General features: G+C 64.8%; 9 protein-coding genes, 1 pseudogene and 1 other annotated feature. Of the genes and pseudogenes, 3 read left to right on the top strand and 7 right to left on the bottom strand.

The features are described from left to right. Positions 1-45 precede the first annotated feature (45 nt). The 6 genes from OVA12_RS17375 to OVA12_RS17350 form a co-directional block, all read right to left on the bottom strand. A complete protein-coding gene (locus tag OVA12_RS17375) occupies positions 46-2,259 on the bottom strand; it encodes a TonB-dependent receptor (protein WP_268139524.1) in 2,214 nt (737 codons plus the stop codon). A gap of 169 nt (positions 2,260-2,428) precedes the next feature. Further along, on the bottom strand, positions 2,429-4,201 hold the full coding sequence (locus OVA12_RS17370; RefSeq protein WP_268139522.1) for an IucA/IucC family protein: 1,773 nt from the start codon (positions 4,199-4,201) through the stop codon (positions 2,429-2,431). Beyond that, positions 4,198-5,154 carry a GNAT family N-acetyltransferase gene (locus tag OVA12_RS17365; RefSeq protein WP_268139521.1) on the bottom strand — a complete coding sequence of 319 codons (957 nt, stop codon included), beginning with the start codon at positions 5,152-5,154 and terminating at the stop codon, positions 4,198-4,200. Before OVA12_RS17365 ends, OVA12_RS17370 begins: the two co-directional genes overlap by 4 nt. 15 nt (positions 5,155-5,169) lie before the next feature. Beyond that, positions 5,170-7,017 carry an IucA/IucC family protein gene (locus tag OVA12_RS17360; RefSeq protein WP_268139520.1) on the bottom strand — a complete coding sequence of 616 codons (1,848 nt, stop codon included), beginning with the start codon at positions 7,015-7,017 and terminating at the stop codon, positions 5,170-5,172. An 88-nt stretch (positions 7,018-7,105) separates the two neighbouring features. Next, positions 7,106-8,455, bottom strand: a complete 1,350-nt coding sequence (locus OVA12_RS17355) for a lysine N(6)-hydroxylase/L-ornithine N(5)-oxygenase family protein (RefSeq protein WP_268139519.1) — start codon at positions 8,453-8,455, stop codon at positions 7,106-7,108. Continuing rightward, positions 8,452-9,726: an MFS transporter gene (locus tag OVA12_RS17350; RefSeq protein ID WP_268139518.1), complete on the bottom strand. Its 1,275-nt coding sequence runs from the start codon at positions 9,724-9,726 to the stop codon at positions 8,452-8,454. Before OVA12_RS17350 ends, OVA12_RS17355 begins: the two co-directional genes overlap by 4 nt. 179 nt (positions 9,727-9,905) lie before the next feature. Here OVA12_RS17350 and OVA12_RS17345 point away from each other — a divergent pair. Next, a protein-coding gene (locus tag OVA12_RS17345) for an IS3 family transposase (RefSeq protein WP_442793891.1) occupies positions 9,906-11,200 on the top strand; the annotation gives its coding sequence in 2 pieces (ribosomal slippage) (positions 9,906-10,194 and positions 10,194-11,200; 1,296 coding nt in all). After that, positions 10,187-10,301: a sequence feature (AL1L pseudoknot), on the top strand. Its footprint overlaps the gene before it by 115 nt. A 214-nt stretch (positions 11,201-11,414) precedes the next feature. Here OVA12_RS17345 and OVA12_RS17340 read toward each other — a convergent pair. Beyond that, a complete protein-coding gene (locus OVA12_RS17340) occupies positions 11,415-11,888 on the bottom strand; it encodes an Lrp/AsnC ligand binding domain-containing protein (protein WP_106753875.1) in 474 nt (157 codons plus the stop codon). Positions 11,889-12,017: 129 nt separating this feature from the next. Between OVA12_RS17340 and putA the strand changes: the two are divergent. Together putA and pabB are read left to right on the top strand one after the other, a co-directional pair. Next, positions 12,018-15,136, top strand: a pseudogene (gene putA, locus OVA12_RS17335) (bifunctional proline dehydrogenase/L-glutamate gamma-semialdehyde dehydrogenase PutA). Between the two features lie 436 nt (positions 15,137-15,572). Beyond that, a complete protein-coding gene (gene pabB, locus OVA12_RS17330) occupies positions 15,573-17,447 on the top strand; it encodes an aminodeoxychorismate synthase component I (protein ID WP_268139516.1) in 1,875 nt (624 codons plus the stop codon). The last annotated feature ends 29 nt before the right edge of the window (positions 17,448-17,476 follow it).

The raw sequence follows: 17,476 nt of genomic DNA, 5'->3' as shown, positions 1-17,476 counted from the left end.
GCAAAGGGTCAAGCCTCCCGCAAGCGATTGCGGGAGGCTTCAGGATCAGAACGACACGCGGTAGGTGAGGGCCACCGTGCGGCCAAGGCCCGGCACTTCCGCGCCTCGCACGGCGCTGGCCACCGGGTTGACGTAGTAGGTGTCCAGCACGTTGCGCACGCCCAGCGACAGCTTGCCGGCCTTGCCCATGTCCTTCGACATGCCAAGATGCAGCAGGGTGACCTGCGGCAGGCGCTGGCTCGTTTCCTTGCGGCCGGACAGATGCTCGATTTCGGCGCGGGCCATGATGTCGTACATGAACTTCACCTCGCCATAGACATTCAGCTTGACGTTGTTCGGGATACGGTTGTTCGGCATGTATTCGCCCCCATCGATGCGGCCGTTGCCATTGGCGTCATACTTGCCTTCCACATAGGAGAAGACGGTGCCAAGGGTCACATTGTCCCAGATGTCGGCTTCGGCGCTGGCTTCCACGCCCCAGATTCTCTCCTTCTGCTGAGAGACCTGATTAGTGGTCACGTTGTAGGAGACGCCATCATCCGAAGCGGAGACATACGCGCTCGCCGCACCGCGGAAGCGGCCCCAGTCGCCGCGTAGGCCGCCTTCATAGGTGTTCACCAGCTGTGGCTTGGGCGCGATCGAGGCATAGCTGATGGCCAGGGACGGAGTGCCGGAGCAGCCGAAGGCGCGCGCCAGAGCGCCATAGGCGGCACAGATCTCGCCAATGCTGTTGACACCGGCGCGGCGGGTAAAACCGCCGATATCCGTCAACGAGTAGCCCTGCGAGAAATTGGCAAAGGCCTGAGCCTCCTGCGTCAGGTCAAATACGGCGCCAATATTGTAGGTCGGCGAGTTGTATTCAAAGCTGCCGCCCCGGACATTGATGGCAGGCCAGAGCGTGTAGGCCGTGGGCGAGCGGTACTGCACGGCTGCAGGACGGTTGAAATTCTTCACGTCCAGATAAAACTGATCAAATCTCGCGCCACCCTGAAGGGTCAGGCGGTCGGTGACGGGCAATTCCAGCTGGGCAAAGGCACCGATCTGGTTCTGGGTCATGGGGGAGATGACGGTGGTTCCGTCGGTCAGTTCCTGCGTGGTCTGGTCATAGGTGTAGTCCAGACCCCATGTCAGGTTTGCCCCCTGACGCAACCAGTCAACCGGGCTGTTCACAGTGGCATTGATACCGGCGCGGTCACTCTTGAGTACGCTCTGATTATAGGGTGACGTCGGCGACGCGCGATTACCCGAATAATAGACGATCGAATTGACAGCAGAGAGTGTGTTGAACGGGCTCGTCTTTTCGATCGAATTGTAGAATGCCGTAACCGCCAGCTTGCCGAGCACGAAATCATTCTCGGTAAATTTGCCAGTCAGATACTTGGAATCTTCCTTGAGCGGATCGCCGGTATAGGGTGACTGGAAGTCTGGAGACACCGGCGTCGTGGTGTAGTTGGTGAGCCAGTCGGGATTCTGCTCCAGATAAGTCCAGTCGAAGCTCAGGTCAAAACGGCGGCTTTCGTTCTCGTAGCCAAGGCCGGTGAAGAGGTTGCCCTGCTTCGTCCGGTCTGCACCGCCCTGGCCGAGCATGGCATCGGAAGCCATCTCCTTGCCGCGCCCATCATAGGCCTTGCGCGTCATGTCGCCGGAGAGGGAGAAGAAATAGTCGAACTGGCGGATGCGGCCTTCAACGTTGGCACTCACCGAAGGAGCAATGGAATTGCCCACGTCCTGGGTGTAGGCGCTTGCCTGCGTTGTGATGGTGGTGCGGATGCCCTCTTCCGCGCCACGCTTGGTAATGAAGTTGATGGTGCCGCCCGTCGCGCCCGCGCCGTACAGGCTCGATGCACCGTTGACGACCTCAATGCGCTCGACCGTGCTCAGGTCGATCATCGACAGGATGCGGGAGTTGTCGCGCAGCGGCGTGTTGCGCGGCACGCCGTCAACCATGATCAGCACATCACGGCCGCGGAAGGTTTCCGAAGCACCGGAAAGGGTCTGGTTTGACGGAGCAAATCCCGGAACCATACGGGCAATGAGATCTGCGGCATCGGTGGAACCGAAATTGCCATCCTCGATCTGGGCGCGGTCGATCACGACCACGGACTGCGCAAGTGTGCCGACCTCGCTTTCACTGCGCCCCGCAGTGATGACGATCTTGTCGAGGGTAGATGCAGCTTTCGGTGCTGCCTCATCCTGCGCCATTGCCGGAAATGCCGCAATAAGCGCCGTGGTCGTCAGCGCGAGTGTCTTGAAATGCATGGCCTGCCACCTGTTGCATGTGCGGTTGAAGTCTGGTCTGCGGTGGCTTGGCTTTTGTGGCCTGGCTTCCTGATGTTGGCGCTATAACTGCAATATATGATTTTATTATTCAAGTTTAGACTGATTGAAATGCTCTGCAAAAGTTGCGCTGTTGCGCTCAGGTCACATGTCAGGAGCGGTGTAGCGGATTGCGCAGGTCAGTCCCCAGAGCAGGCATCGGGCGCTGGACTGCATCACCATAGCCGATGGCAAAGCGCACCTTGTTGATGCAAACCCTCGGCATAGCCGGATTGAACAGATCGAACATCTGGTGCCGCTCTGCCAGATCCGGATGGGCCGCCATATAAGCCTCAAGCACATCCGCCAGAAGCCGGTAGAGCCTGTCTTCCGGCAGCACGCCGGACGCTTCGAGCCGGGCAGAAAAGAAGCGCAGAACCGTGACGAAATGCGCCGTCTGGATGTTGTGAACGATATAGGCCGGGGGCTTCGACGGCAGCACCGCCCTCACCTCATCCGGCAGGTCCGCCTGTTCGGGGAGCACCACATTGACCAGATCCACGTCACCCTGCAGGTCCTTGATGGCAATACCCGCCGGCATGTCCCTCTCCAGCACCACGGTGATGTTCTGCCCATGGGCGATGAAGCCCGTGCCGAAGCGGCAGAGCATGTGGTAGAGCGGCACCACGCTGACTTCGAAGAGGCGCTTCAGCCAGTCCTCGAAGTCCATTCCGGCCCGGCGCGCATGGGCCACGGCCAGTGGCCGCCCTTCCGCATCGGGATGCAGAAGCGCTGCATAAAGGCAGGCACGGCGGTTCGGCCCCACCCGGCCGGAGGCATTGTCGCGCCAGATCACGCCCAGCGTTTCGTTGTGCTGATAAGGTGCATCTTCCATCTGGCCATAGAGCGGATGCCGGTACCAGATGCCGCGCGCCTCGCGCAGGATCGTGACGTGCCGGACCAGCAGATCATCCGAAGCAACGATGCCTTCCAGCCAGTCAGAGAGCGCAGCGCCGATGGCGATGTACTTGCCCGGAATGCCGCGCCAGGCGGAGGTGTTGAGGATGGTCAGCGCCACCTTCACATCCGCCGAGCCGGGCCGGTCGATGCTGGTGAGCGTGCGCAGGCTGGGGCCTGCTACATAGCGCCCGCCGAAGCTGCCGAGGAACACCAGATCACCCGCTGCCAGATCCGTAACATAGGCCTGCTGGATCACGTTGTCCCACTGCCAGGGATGCACCGGGATCAGCGTATGGGTCTCAAGGCTCAGCCCTTTTTCAGCCAGCCGGGCAAGAAGCTTTGCCGCCTCATTTTCTAAGAGCTGGCGGCGCAGGAAGGCCGCTTCGTCGCCTTCTCCGCCCATGCGGCAATTCTGCCGGGTGGCTGCCAGCCAGAACAGGGAGAAGGGCTCGGCAGCCTCCGGCGAATAGCGGGCAAGGTCATCCGCGCCCCAGCCGAGGCGGCCTTTGTTGGCGACGGCCTTGGGGTGCCCTTCCAGCAAGCCGTGCAGCACATGCACCGGCAAGTCGAGCAGCCGCTCCGCATTCAGCCCTTCCATCTTCTGCCGCAGGACCACGTCCTGCCGCAGGGTGTTGGAAAGTTCGCGCAGGAACGTGGCGAGGGTTTCCGGCGCCATTCCAAGCTCGGCCCTTGCGTCCAGCGTGAACTGCAGGGGTGAAATGGCCCCGGCCGGTTCACGGCGGATCGTCCGGCGGTCTGTCAGCAGGTTGCCCCAGGCGCCCGTGCGGGCTGCAAAGCACCATGTGACGCCGGATTTGAGGCGCAGGGCATATTCGCCGTCGCCTTCTGCTTCCGGCGCCAGCACCTCCTCATAGGTCAGCTCGTCCAGCATCTTGGCAAGAGCTGTCTGGCAGACCTCCAGCCAGCGGGCGTCAGCGGCATTGCGGCTGTCTGCGGCTGCGGTCACTGCGAAGGGCGCGTTCACAGCCGCACCTCCGAGAAGAACCGGGCGCGCGTGCAGCGCATCAGGGCCGAGCGCTTGTGCGGAAAGTCGAATTCCTTGACCTTTTCGTAGCCAACCTCGCGCGCGTAGCTCAAAAGCTTGGAGTTATCGACGCGGGGCTCGCCCATGATGTTTTCGGTCATCGGGCAGTCGAGGAAGAGATAGTGGATGAGCCCGCGCAGCCAGGCTCCGGTCTTGGCCCGGCCGAGATGGCGGCGCTCGCCGATCAGCCCGTGCCAGGCCCGGTCCCAGGGGCCGCTGTCATAGAAGGGGCCAAGCCGGTCCTCCCGCACCCAGTAGGTCTCGAAATAGCCCGCATCCTCGCCGTTGAAGCAGCCGATCAGCGGATAGGTGTGCGGCCGCTCCGCGAAGGCGGCGATATAGTCGCGCAGCTTCGGCTTTTCCCAGGCCAGCTCCCAGAAATAGGCGACGCGGCCGTCGTTCATCCAGCGGTGGAAGATGTCGAGGTCCCGGTCAATGTCCACGGTGCGGAAGGAAACGGTGAGATCGGCCACCGGGTCATAGCGCTCATAGACCACGCCCACCGGATGAGGCGGGCGCAAGGGGTGGTCGCGGCCATCAGGGCCCGGCACCAGCCCGGTGCGCAGCCGCCCCGCAGGCTTGTGTCCCAGCCAGAGCATGTCTGTCTGGTAGAAGCCATCACGGCGCACCTCCAGCCCGCCCATGACCGGATGGGCGAAGGGCAGATCGCGGAGGGTGAGCGGCACGCCGGACGGATCAAGGATCAGCCGGTGGAGGCTGCCGTCAGCGGCAAAGGCCGCTTCCAGTGCCCGCAGTACGGCGCCGGTCAGCTCGTCTGCGCCGGGCGCTGCTCCGTTCAGGCGCAGCGACAGAACAGGTGTTTCCCCGGTGCTGTCGAGACGGGTGGTCACGAGGGCTTCCGCCTGTGTGGTGCTGGCAGCATGAATGTTCATGGTCTTGTCTCCGTGTCACTTCCCGTCTGCGCGCATCAGCGGCAGCAGCGGGTTCGGCATTTCAAGGAAGGCGGCGAGCTGGCCCGAGCCATCGCCCGAGGCTTCGTTCACGTTGCTCAGGCTGGTGCGGTAATTGCCCTTGCTCACCCAGGTGGGGCAGTTCAGCAGGAAGTCATGCAGGCTGGTGTCGCCCCGGCTCTGTGCCTTCTCCCGCTGCAGGAAGGTCAGAAGGCAGCGGTTGGCTCGCTCTTCCGGGATGAGCCCATCCAGCACCAGTGTGGCGATTACGCTCATCAGATTGTTGACGATGACGTAGTAGCAGAAGAGCCCGTCACCCAGCTCCGGCGGCACCACGTTCTCCGCGTGGCGGCCGATATCGGGCAGGTGCTTTGCCAGCATCTTGTGATGGGTGGTCAGATGGCCGGTGCCCTGACAGTCGCGCAGCCACAGATGTGCAGGCCAGCCGTGCTTATCCAGCGCCAGCGTCATGTTCTGCTGGTGCGCCCCAAAAAGCAGGCCGTAGCGGGCGCGGATTTCCAGGAGCGGATGGATCGCCACATCCAGGAAGCCCCGCAGCCAGCTCTCCGCCAGCTCCTCTGCCGCTGCGCCATCGCGCGCCGCACGGGCAAGGATCAGTTCGCCCAGCGGAGAAGCGCCATCCGGGCGCTGCTCGCACAGGCCCGCCATCATCACCGGACCGGCGGCGGTTTCATCACGGAACGGGTTATCTCGCAGGACAACGAAACTTTCCTCCAGCGCCCCGCCATCGGCATCCTTCAGCGCCACATAGGCAGGCTCGCACAGGATGGAGGCTTGCGGGAATTCGGCGGCAAGGCTTTCGCCAATGGGGCCGTCCAGCAGCTCGGCCAGCTGCAGTCCCCGCTCCACTTCCTTGCGGGCCAGTGTGCGGCGGGAATTGGTGAGCCGCAGGGAGAGCGAAAATTTCAGCATGGACGGTGCATGCCAGGCATGGACACCCCGGAACGAGCCGGTGGCGACAAAGGGCTGGCCCAGCTCACCCAGCGGGCGCAGCAGGCCTTCGCGCAGCAGGGCGATGACATCCGCACGGGCAAGAAGCTTCGGCGCCTGAAAGGGATGCCAGGGCAGCGGCAAGAATCCCTCTTCCGGCTGGTGCAGCTCTTGTGGCAAGGACGGATCGTTCTGTGCCAACGCCCGCAACATCTGTTCTGCCGGGGTCACCGTGCCGCTGGTAAGGACGAGGATGGAGCGGTGGGCGAGGCACCAGAACAGCGGGAAGCGTCCGCCCAGATCCGGAGCAAAACGGCGTGCCTCCTCCAGATCCAGCCCGTCGCGGCTGCGCGGATTGGGATGGGTGGCGTGGCCGCCGGTCAGGGCCTGCTCGCTCTGCTGGAAAGTCCAGCCTGAGGCGAGGCCCAGCGGTGGGCGGGCGCGGAAGGCTGCTTCGGCTGCAAGCCGACTGTCCATCACCCGCTGCAGCAGCTTCATCTGCAGGGCTTCATCGCCCGCGCTTGCCACAGGATCAGTAACGAGCAGGGTCAGAGCCGTAGCCAGCGGCACTTTGCGCAGGCTGCCATCAGCGCCCATCAGGCAGAAGGGCAGGCGAACGGCGGTGCGGAAGGGGGTGCGGGCTGGGGCGTGGATCAGCAGCGCATCGCTGTCCGCCAGCGGCAGTTTCAGGATTTCCCCGCCTGAACCGACAAAGCCGTCCGGGAAGGCCGCCTCAAGGCGCGCTGTTTCGTCCGGGCCAAGCGCAGACCATCCGTCCCATTCGCGCAGGAGCGCGTTGAGAAAGGCGCTGGCAGCGGAATGATCGGCCAGGGCTACGGCATCCATGGGCGCGGCAGCGGGCGTCATCCGGTTTGAAGGCAGAAGCTGGTTCATGTCGGGTCCTCGTCACTCGGGATCAGATCAGCCGCCGCCGCCAGGACCGGGGCGGGGCTGGCAGGCGGCGGCTATGGTGGCGGCCGGATTAGCCAACGGCCCGGGTGAGCGGGGCTTCATCCGGGAGGCGCTTCGGCCAGTCCACCAGTTCCGGTCCGGCGCTGACATCGAAGAGATCTTCTCCGGTCAGGGCGTTGATGATGACAGCGCTGCGCCAGGCCATCAGGCTCATCTGCGGATCGACAATCCCGTGCGATGACAGGCCGAGATTGAGGCCGAAAAGACTGACGCTGGACGGGCCATCCCATTGCAGGCGGTAGCTGGCATCGAGAACCGGCAGGCCATTGACATCGAAATCCAGCCGGTGGCGCAGCGGCTCGAGGCAGGCGGGCAGGCCAGGGCGCGCACCCGTGGCCAGGATCACCGCATCGGCACCGAACAACTCGCTCTCGCCGCTGGTGATGGCGTGGGTGAGCAGCAGGAACCCGCCGTTCTGCCGGTCCATCGCCTCCAGATTGCGGCCTGGCAGCAGCGAAATACAGTTTTCGCCCCTGAGATGGCGGCGGCGGTAGATCTCGGCAAAGAGCGTGTCCACCGTTGCCGGGGTCAGTCCGTCGCTGGCAAGCTTCTGCGCGGAAATCTCGCTGCGCTGGGCCTCGGATGGCAGCGTCTGATAGGCTGCGACATAGCCCGGCGTGAACACCTGATCGACAAAACCGCCCTCTTCCAGCGGCGAGAAACGCGGCAGATTGCTGATCCAGCTGATGTGGAGCGGTGCGCCGCTGGGGCGGGTCAGCAGATCCAGCACGATCTCGGCCCCGGTCTGTCCCCCGCCGATGACGGCAACACGCTTGCCGCTAAAGTTGCGCGGCTGCGTCAGGTAACTTCCCGCATGGAAGCAGTCTGCCCCCAGATGTGCGGCCGTGCAGGGCGGTACGAAGGGCTGCATGCCTGTACCCGCGATGAGGTTGTGGGCCAGTTCCGTGCGGCTGTTGGCAAATTCCAGCCGTAGGCGGTTGCCGTCCAGATGCACCGCCGTGGCTTCCTCGCCGAAGGCGAGCGTGTCGAGCCGTCCGCTTACCCACTGAAGATATTCGTTGAACTCCATCCGGGTGACGCCGGTGAAGCGGCCGGAGAGGAAATCGTAGAAGCGCTTCTTCTCCACCAGAAAGGCGGTGAAGGAATGCGGGCTCGTCGGCAGGACGGGCGTCACCAGATCCTTGAGGAACGATGTCTGCAGGATCGAGCCGGGAAACATCAGCCCCTGATGCCAGGTGAATTGCTTCTTCTTCTCGAAAAAGCGGGCGTTCAGTCTCGGCACACTGGCAAGCAGCGCGGCGACGCTGAGATTGAAGGGGCCGATGCCGATACCGGCAACATCCAGCGGCAGTGCGGGGAGGGGGGCGGCATCGGGACGCATTTCGAACACGGGGTTCATTTGGATGCTCCTTTATGAGGGGTGTGGGCAGGGGCGGCGGCGGTCAGATCCGGGAGGGGAAGCTGAGGTGCCGGGCCGCTGCTGCGGCTGAAGCGGGTGACAATGGGGATGGTGACGGCGGTCAGTGCGGTTGCGCACGCCAGAACGGCAAGGGCCATGTCGAGGCTGATGGAGCCCAGAACACCGCCTGCAAGGGAGCCCGCAGCAAGACCGGCAAATTGCAGGCTGCTGAGGCGCGTGGAAACAAGGGCGCGGTTTGCGGCAGATATGCCTTCGGCAGCAAGTGTCAGGGCCGTGTTGGCCCCGAGGGTTACCGAGAAACCAGCGGCGGTGAGTGCTGCTGCAAGCGCCAGCAGCGGCAGGCTGTCCGCAAGGGTCAGAAGGCCGAGCCCGGCAGCACAGAGGAATGCCCCTGCCACGCGGCCTGCCTGAAGGCGGGGGCCGATGATCGTCTCAAGGCCGAGCTGAACGGCGATGCCCGTGGCGACCGAGACGGCAAGGCAAAGCCCAGCCGCACTGGCTGCGGCCGCCGGGGAAAGGGACAGGCGCTGAGCGATGACAGGGCCAAGCAGCATATAGGCGGCACCGGTGGCAAGTTGAAGCGTGAAGCCAAGGGCAAGCGGACCGGCAAGGGGGCGCCAGCCCATCCTGTGGGCGCCGGTTTCAGCCTTCTGCGAAATCCGCGAGGCTGGACTTGCTTCCGCGCCCTTTCTCAGGAAAAGCATCAGCGTAGCCACATAGATCGGCAGGGGCAGGAGCACGGGCGCCCAGGCACCCAGCAGCAGCAATGGCGCGATCAGGGCATTGCCTGCGAGGCGTCCGATTCCGTTCATGGCATTGAGCCGGCCGATGTGCCCGGCAAGGGCTGCACCCTCTGTTCCAGTGTTCTTCGGTGTCCTGACTGTGCCTGCACTTTGCGCCAGCGGCAGAATGGCCGGGGCGCTGAGGCTGTAGATCATGCGTCCCGCAGCCAGAAGCCCGAAGGCGTGCGGGGCGGCGAGCCAGCCATATGCTGCTGTGGCAATGCCTGTGCCCATCATCATGACACCGGCCCCAGCACCCGTCAGCGTCAGCCGCAGCGCCCGGTCAAGCCCCCCGCTCGCCGCCACACGGCCCCAGACCGGAATGGCAAGAGCTGCTGCGAGCAGGCCCAACCCCACCAAAGCACCAAGTGCCACAAGGCTGACGCCGAAAAGATGCTGCAACACCGGCACAAGGGCGATCAAGGCCGCTTGATGGAATGCATTGGCCGCCAAAGCTAGCATCAGCATTTTTGTCACAAAAATACAACCTTGAGTTTTCGATTCAATCTTTAATACTTGATTTTTTGATTCAAGTAAACATAATTGATCGTCCCGATCATGCGGCCCTGCGGCAAAATTTTAGGCTCCAGACTCAATTGAACCGTCCCGGCTTTCCAGGAGGCTCCTATTTGTGAGAAGGAGCTGAGATGAGCGCCACAAGGAACAAGTTTTCGGGTGAGTTTCGCGACCGTGCCGTGCGGATGGTGGCGGAGCATCGTGGGGATTACCCGTCGGAGTGGGCGGCGCTGACCTCGATTGCTGGCAAGATCGGCTGCACGACCAAGACGCTGCGCCGCTGGTGCCGGGAGGAGGCTGGCCGACGAGCGGGGCCAAAGGCGCAGGCCGTCAACGACCGGGACCGGGTCAGGGCATTGGAGCGCGAAGTGAAGGAACTTCGCCGTGCCAACGAGATCCTGCGCAAGGCTTCGGCTTATTTTGCGCAGGCGGAGCTCGACCGCCACGGCAAATGGTGATGTCCTTCATCGACACGCACCGTGAGGAACTGGGTATCGAGCCGATCTGCCGTGAACTGGCGATCGCCCCCTCCTCTTATCATGAGCATGCGGCCCAGCTTGCCGACCCCGGCAGACGTCCGGCCCGTGTCCGGCCCGTGTCCGGCGCGTGTCCGGCGCGTGTCCGGCGCGTGTCCGGCGCGTGTCCGGCGCGTGTCCGGCCCGACGATGAACTCAGGCAAGAGATCAAGCGTGTTCACGAGGACAGCTTCGGCCTCTACGGGACGCGCAAAGTCTGGCACCAGCTGCGGCGGGAGGGGATCGCCGTCGCCAAGTGCACCGTGGAGCGGCTGATGCGCGCCATGGGCCTGGCTGGCGTGCGCCGGGGCAAGACTACGGTCACCACGATCAGCGCCCCGAAGGCACAGTGCCCACTGGATCAGGTCAACCGGGAGTTCCGCGTCAGTCGACCCAATGCGCTGTGGGTGGTCGACTTCACTTATGTCCATAGCTGGACCGGGTTCGTCTACGTCGCCTTCGTGATCGACGCCTATGCCCGGCGCATCGTGGGCTGGAAAGTCAGCATCAGCGCCACGGCAGGCTTCGTGCTCGATGCCCTGGAGCAGGCAATCCATGCCCGCAGGCCCGGCCCCGAGGATGGACTGATCCATCATAGCGACAGGGGAACCCAATATCTTGCCATGAACTACACCCAGCGCCTGGCTGAGGCGAACCTCGTGCCATCCGTCGGAAGCGTCGGTGATAGTTACGACAACGCCTTGGCCGAGACGATCAATGGCCTCTACAAGGCCGAGGTCATCTGGCGCCAGCGGTCATGGCCGAGCGCGCCGGCCGTCGAAATGGCGACCCTGCGCTGGGTCGATTGGTTCCACAACAACCGCCTGTTCGGCCCCTTCAGGCACATCCCGCCCGCAGACGCCGAAGCCAACTACCATGCAGCCCAAAAGACCCTCGATATGGTTGCATGACTCAAATGAAACTGCCTCCGGAAAACCCGGGACGGTTCACAGCTCATGCATAAGACGGGCTAGCGGGACGGTGGCGAGGCCCTGCAAAAACCGGCGGCGGATCACCTGCATCGAAACAACTCCCAGAACATTTCTCAAATTTGCTAAAGGTCTTCGTGCCTTGGCGCCGCGATGACGGTCAACACACAGCTCCGTGACGCTGGCATGGGCCGGGTCAGATGGGAAGGACGTGCGTGTCCTTAACGTCCTCCATCACCGCGTAGGTGTGGGTTTCGCGCACGCCGGGCAGGTTGAGGATCACCTCGGCGAGAAACTGCCGGTAATGCGTCATGTCCCGCACGCGGCTCTTCACCAGATAATCGAAGCCACCGGCCACCATATGGCATTCCAGCACCTCCGGAGAGCGCGAGACGGCGGCGGCGAAGGCGTCGAAGACGTCCGCCGTCGTCTTGTCCAGCTTCACCTCGACGAAAACCAGCAGCGACAGATTGAGCTTCTGCGGGTTCAGCTCCGCCGTGAAGCGCAGGATGTAGCCGTCGCGGATCAGCCGTTTCATCCGATCGGCGGTCGCTGTCGAGGACAGGCCAACCTTGTCGGCCAGATCGGTGGTGGTGATGCGGCCGTCGGTCTGCAGCACGCCGAGGATCTTGCGGTCGATCCGATCCAGATCCGTGGAATTTTCAGTCATGGCAGCCTCAAAAATTAAATTTCCCGGATTTTATGCCAAAAATACCCGGAAAAGAAGGCACATGCGCTGATATCTTCGCGGAAAATCAGGTCCCCGCCGCGTCCTGCGGCGGAAGCGGAGTAACGTCTCGTGACAACGGCAAGCGCTCTCGATTCCACCCCCCCGTTCCGTGCTGACTTCGCGCCGGAGGATGCCGACCTCGTCAAGCGCATGCTGGCCGAAACGCGGCTGTCGCCGGATGCCGAATCCCGCATCGACGCCAAGGCCACCGACTACATCCAGACCATGCGCGCCACGCGCTCGGGCCTTGGCGGTGTCGAGGACTTCATGCGCGAGTTTGGCCTGACCACCCGCGAAGGCCTTGCCATGATGGTGCTGGCCGAGGCGCTGCTGCGCGTGCCGGATGCGGCGACCGCCGACAAGCTGATCGAGGACAAGCTGGCCGCTGCCAAATTTGGCGAAGGCGACGGCATGAAGTCCGATACCTGGCTGGTGTCTGCCTCGTCCTGGGCTCTGGGCGTCACCTCGCGCCTGCTGCACCCGGGCGATACGCCGGACACCATCCTGGCCTCGCTGGTCAAGCGCCTCGGCATGCCGGCGGTGCGCACCGCAACCAAGCAGGCGATGCGCCTGCTGGGCCACCAGTTCGTTCTGGGCGAGACGATTTCCAAGGCCCTGTCGCGCGCCAGCGGCCAGGAGCCGAAGGGCTATCGCTTCTCCTATGACATGCTGGGCGAAGGCGCCCGCACCCAGGACGACGCCGACCGCTATTTCCGCTCCTATGCGGCGGCCATCGAATCCATCGGCAAGGCCGCCGGCGACAAGCCGCTGCCGGACCGCCCGGGCATCTCCGTCAAGCTGTCGGCCCTGCATCCGCGCTATGAGGCGACCAAGGGCAAGCGCGTCGAGACCGAGCTGCTGCCGAAGGTCTTGGACCTCGTGAAGATGGCCCGCGGCTACAATCTCAACTTCACCATCGACGCGGAAGAGGCCGACCGTCTCGAGATCTCGCTCGACCTTATCGCCGCCATCGTCGCGCATCCGGTGCTGGATGGCTGGGACGGCTTCGGCCTCGCGGTGCAGGCCTACCAGAAGCGTGGCCGCGAGGTCATCGACTGGCTGATTGATCTGGCCCGCCTGCACAACCGCCGCCTGATGGTACGCCTCGTCAAGGGCGCCTACTGGGACACGGAAGTGAAGCGCGCACAGGAGCGCGGCCTTGCCGACTATCCGGTCTTCTCCCGCAAGGCGGCGACGGACCTGTCCTATCTCGCCTGCGCCCGCCGCATGCTGGCCGCGCGCGATGTGCTCTACCCGCAGTTTGCCACGCACAACGCCCTTACCGTTGCCCAGATCCAGGAAATGGCGGGCAACCAGGGCGGCTACGAGTTCCAGCGCCTGCATGGCATGGGCGAGAGCCTCTACAAGTCCGTGGTCGAGCGCGACGGCTTCCCCTGCCGCGTCTATGCGCCGGTCGGCGGCCACAAGGATCTCCTCGCCTATCTCGTCCGGCGCCTGCTCGAGAACGGCGCCAATTCTTCCTTCGTCTCCATCGTCGGAGACGCTTCCATCCCGGTGGGTCAGATGCTGCAACGTCCTGGTGATATCCTCGAAGGGGGCGACCGCGCCCGCAACGGTTCCATCCCGCGCCCCGAAGGCCTCTATGGCAGCTCGCGCGCCAACTCTGCCGGCCTTGAACTTGGCCACGCAGCCGAGCGCCAGCAGCTCCTCGCCGGCATGGCGGCTGTCGGCCTGCCGCTGGCACGGCACGCCCGCTGGTTCCCGGCCACGAGGCCACTGGCGCTGCGCGTCCGCTGCGCTCGCCCATCGACGGCAGCCTGGTCGTCGGGGAAGTGATCGAGGCCGATGTGTCTCTCGCCTCCTCCGCGATGGTTGTTGCCGCCAAGGGCTTTGAAGCCTGGTCGCGCACCCCGGTCGAGACCCGTGCCGCCGCGCTGGAAAAGATGGCTGACCTCATGGAAGCCAAGCGCGACCGCCTGATGACGCTGCTGGCTGTGGAAGCCGGCAAGACGCTGTCCGACGGCATTGCCGAGATCCGCGAGGCGGTGGACTTCTGCCGCTATTACGCGGCCGAGGCCCGTGGCCTGTTCGGCGAAGGCCGGCTGATGCCGGGGCCGACCGGTGAGGAAAACCGCTACCGCCTGCGCGGCCGCGGCGTGTTCGTCTGCATCTCGCCCTGGAACTTCCCGCTGGCCATCTTCCTTGGTCAGGTGGCCGCAGCGCTCGTGGCCGGCAACGCCGTGGTCGCCAAGCCGGCAGAGCAGACGCCGCTCGTCGCCTTCGAGGCGGTGAAGATGCTGCATGAGGCTGGTGTGCCGGAAGACGCGCTAGTGTTCGTGCCCGGCGACGGCCGCGTCGGCGCCGCGCTCACCGGCCACCCGCATGTGGGTGGTGTCGCCTTCACCGGTTCGACCGAGACCGCCTGGGCGATCAATGGCGCGCTTGCCACCAAGCGCGGACCCATCGTGCCGCTGATCGCCGAGACCGGTGGCATCAACGCCATGCTGGTGGACGCAACGGCCCTGCCGGAACAGGTCTGCGACGACGTTGTCACCTCGGCCTTCCGCTCGGCTGGCCAGCGCTGCTCGGCCCTGCGCCTCGTCTATCTGCAGGAAGACGTTGCCGATCATCTGATCGAGATGATCGAGGGTGCGGCCAAGGAGCTGGAACTGGGCGATCCGCGCCTGACGACGACGGATGTCGGTCCGGTGATCGACGCCGAGGCGCGCGACAACATCCTGTCGCACCTCTCCCAGATGGACAAGCTCGGCCGCATCAAGTTTGCCGGCAAGGTGCCCGGCGGCGCGCTGTCCGGCGGCACCTATGTCGCCCCGCATATCGTGGTGCTGGACCGTCCGGAAGATCTCACCCGCGAGGTCTTCGGCCCGGTGCTGCATGTGGTGCGCTACAAGGCCAAGGACTTTGACGCCATGCTCGACAGCATTGCGGCCACCGGCTACGGCCTGACGCTCGGCGTGCATAGCCGCATCGACGCGACGGTGAAGCGCGTCGTCGACCGCCTGTCGGTCGGCAACGTCTACGTCAACCGCAACACCATCGGCGCGGTCGTCGGCACCCAGCCCTTCGGCGGCTCCGGGCTCTCCGGCACCGGCCCGAAGGCAGGCGGCCCGGCCTATCTGCAGCGCTTCGCGCTGGAGCAGGTGGTGTCGATCAACACCGCAGCCTCCGGCGGCAACGCCTCGCTGCTCGCCCATTCCGGCGAGTAAGCGTCCCCCCGTTTGTCCCGGACCCGGAGAGGTCCGGACAAGTCAGGCCCCGGCCCGTTGGACCGGGGCTTGTTGCACCTGCGCCCCATCGCAGACCAAAAGAACAAGCCGCCGCGGGCAACTGCGGCGGCTTGTTGCTTTACGTTGAACGCTTCCTGACGTGTCCGCACCTTGGTCCGTGTCACCCCGGCCGAGCAACGCGAGGGCCGGGGCCTACTCACTCGCAGAGCGGTCGAAAGAGGGGGAATTCCGATCCGCCGGGATCCCGACTCAAGCTCTGCGAACGAGTAGTCCCCGGGTCTGCGCTTCGCTCCGCCCGGGGCGACACGGGAGGCACAGCCGCAAACCGGCCATTGGTTGGCGGGAAGAGGCGTTGACGCGGGCGGGGAGCGGTGTAAACAGCGGGGGAACCCTTGGCGAGCGGCGGTTGCGCCCCATGTCGACCCGACCCACATCAGATGACGCGATTGCCTTGGCCGATACGCTTTCCATGACCGATCCCGCCGCAGCACCGGCCTCCCTTCTTGGCCCGGGCACGGTCATCCTTGTCGATGCGCTGACGGCGAAGCGCGCGCTGGTGTTCCGGCAGCCGAAGCGGGTGCTGACCTGCCATGCGCTCGACGAGGCGCAGGCCTTTCTGGCCAGGCTGGAGGCTGAGCGGGCTGCGGGCGCGCATCTGGCCGGGTTCCTTGCCTATGAATTCGGCTTTGCCTTCGAGCCGAAGCTGGCAGCCAGCTGGCAGGCCGATGGCGAACCGCTGGCCTGGTTCGGTGCCTATGAGGCTCCGGAGATCCTGTCGCTGGACGCGCTGGATGATGTGCTGCGGCAGGCGAGTGGTCCGCTGGAGGGCACGATCGACAGCTTCAGCTACGACATGGACAGGGCCCGCTATGCCCGGGCTTTCGCGGCTGTGCAGCACCATCTGGCGGTGGGGGACATCTATCAGGCCAACCTGACCATGCGGGCCCGCTTCCGCCACGAAGGCCCGGCGGCGGCGCAGTTTGCCCGGCTGATCCGGCGCCAGCCTGTGGCGCATGGCGCATTCCTGCAGCTGGCGGACCGGGCGATCCTGTCGCTGTCGCCGGAACTGTTCCTGGAGCGGGAAGGCCAGCGGCTGCGCACGCGGCCCATGAAGGGCACCGCCCCGCGCGGGCGCGACGGCAGCGAGGATGCGGCGATTGCCGCAGCACTTGCCGGTGACCCGAAGCAGCGGGCCGAGAACGTGATGATCGCCGACCTGATGCGCAACGACCTGTCGCGCGTCTGCAAGCCCGGATCGGTGAGCGTGCATGACGTGTTCGCGGTCGAGCGCTACAGGAGCCTGCACCAGATGGTGACGGGCGTCGAGGGCGAGCTGGAGGACGGCGTTGGCCTCGGCGAGATCATCGCCAACTTGTTCCCTTGCGGCTCGATCACCGGAGCGCCGAAACTCTCGGCGATGCAGATCATCAAGGCCGAGGAAACCGGGCCGCGCGGGGTTTATACGGGCTCCATCGGCCATGTGACGCCGGCGGGCGACTTCCGCTTCAACGTGGCGATCCGCACGCTGGTGCTGCGCGACACCGGACTGGGCGAGGCAGGCGTCGGGTCCGGAGTGGTGTTCGATTCCGGTGCCGCGCCAGAGTATGACGAATGCCTGCTCAAGCTGAAGTTCCTGACAGCCGCCGAGCCGCCGGCCTTTGGGCTGATCGAGACGCTCGGCTGGAGCCCGGACGAGGGCTATCTGCTCCTGGAGCGGCATCTCGACCGGCTGGCCGGGTCGGCCGCCTATTTCGGCTTCACCTGTGATCTTGGCGCCGTGGACGCGGCGCTGCAGGGCGTGGCAGCGGGCTTTGCCGGGCTGACGCGGGTGCGGCTGGAACTGGCCAGCGACGGCAGCCACCAGATCACCCACGCGCCGATGGAGGCCATTGCCCCCGGCGAGGTCTGGGATGTGTGCCTGGCGGATGTGCGGACCGACGCCGGCGACCGCTTCTACTATCACAAGACCACCAACCGGGAGAACTACGACGGCACCCGCAGCCGCATGGTGGCGGCGCAGCCGGGTCTTCGGGAAGTGATCTTCGAGAACAGCGACGGGTTTCTCACCGAAGGAAGTTTCACGACGCTGTTCGTGGCACGGAACGGGCGGCTGCTGACGCCGGCGCTGCGCCACGGGGTGCTGCCGGGCACGCTGCGCGCGGCGCTGCTGGAGAGGCGGATTGCGGCAGAAGCCGACCTGACGCGGGCGGATCTGACCACGGGCGATCCGGTCTATGTCGGCAATTCCGTGCGCGGCCTGGTCCGGGTGCGGCTCGTCAATTCCGTTTGACCGAAGCGGCAATTGCGCCTATCGGCGTG

This window comes from Pannonibacter sp. SL95, from assembly GCF_026672425.1.
GTDB lineage: Bacteria > Pseudomonadota > Alphaproteobacteria > Rhizobiales > Stappiaceae > Pannonibacter.
The sequence above is the reverse complement of the archived record's forward strand: the minus strand, read 5'-3'. Positions and strand labels throughout refer to the sequence as shown.

Bases quoted from the DNA above. Each gene is read 5' to 3' on its own strand.
- OVA12_RS17375 (WP_268139524.1), bottom strand. From the start codon at position 2,259: ATGCATTTCAAGACACTCGCGCTGACGACCACGGCGCTTATTGCGGCA.
- OVA12_RS17365 (WP_268139521.1), bottom strand. From the start codon at position 5,154: ATGAACATTCATGCTGCCAGCACCACACAGGCGGAAGCCCTCGTGACC.
- OVA12_RS17360 (WP_268139520.1), bottom strand. From the start codon at position 7,017: ATGAACCAGCTTCTGCCTTCAAACCGGATGACGCCCGCTGCCGCGCCC.
- OVA12_RS17355 (WP_268139519.1), bottom strand. From the start codon at position 8,455: ATGAACCCCGTGTTCGAAATGCGTCCCGATGCCGCCCCCCTCCCCGCA.
- OVA12_RS17350 (WP_268139518.1), bottom strand. From the start codon at position 9,726: ATGCTGATGCTAGCTTTGGCGGCCAATGCATTCCATCAAGCGGCCTTG.
- OVA12_RS17340 (WP_106753875.1), bottom strand. From the start codon at position 11,888: ATGACTGAAAATTCCACGGATCTGGATCGGATCGACCGCAAGATCCTC.
- pabB (WP_268139516.1), top strand. From the start codon at position 15,573: ATGTCGACCCGACCCACATCAGATGACGCGATTGCCTTGGCCGATACG.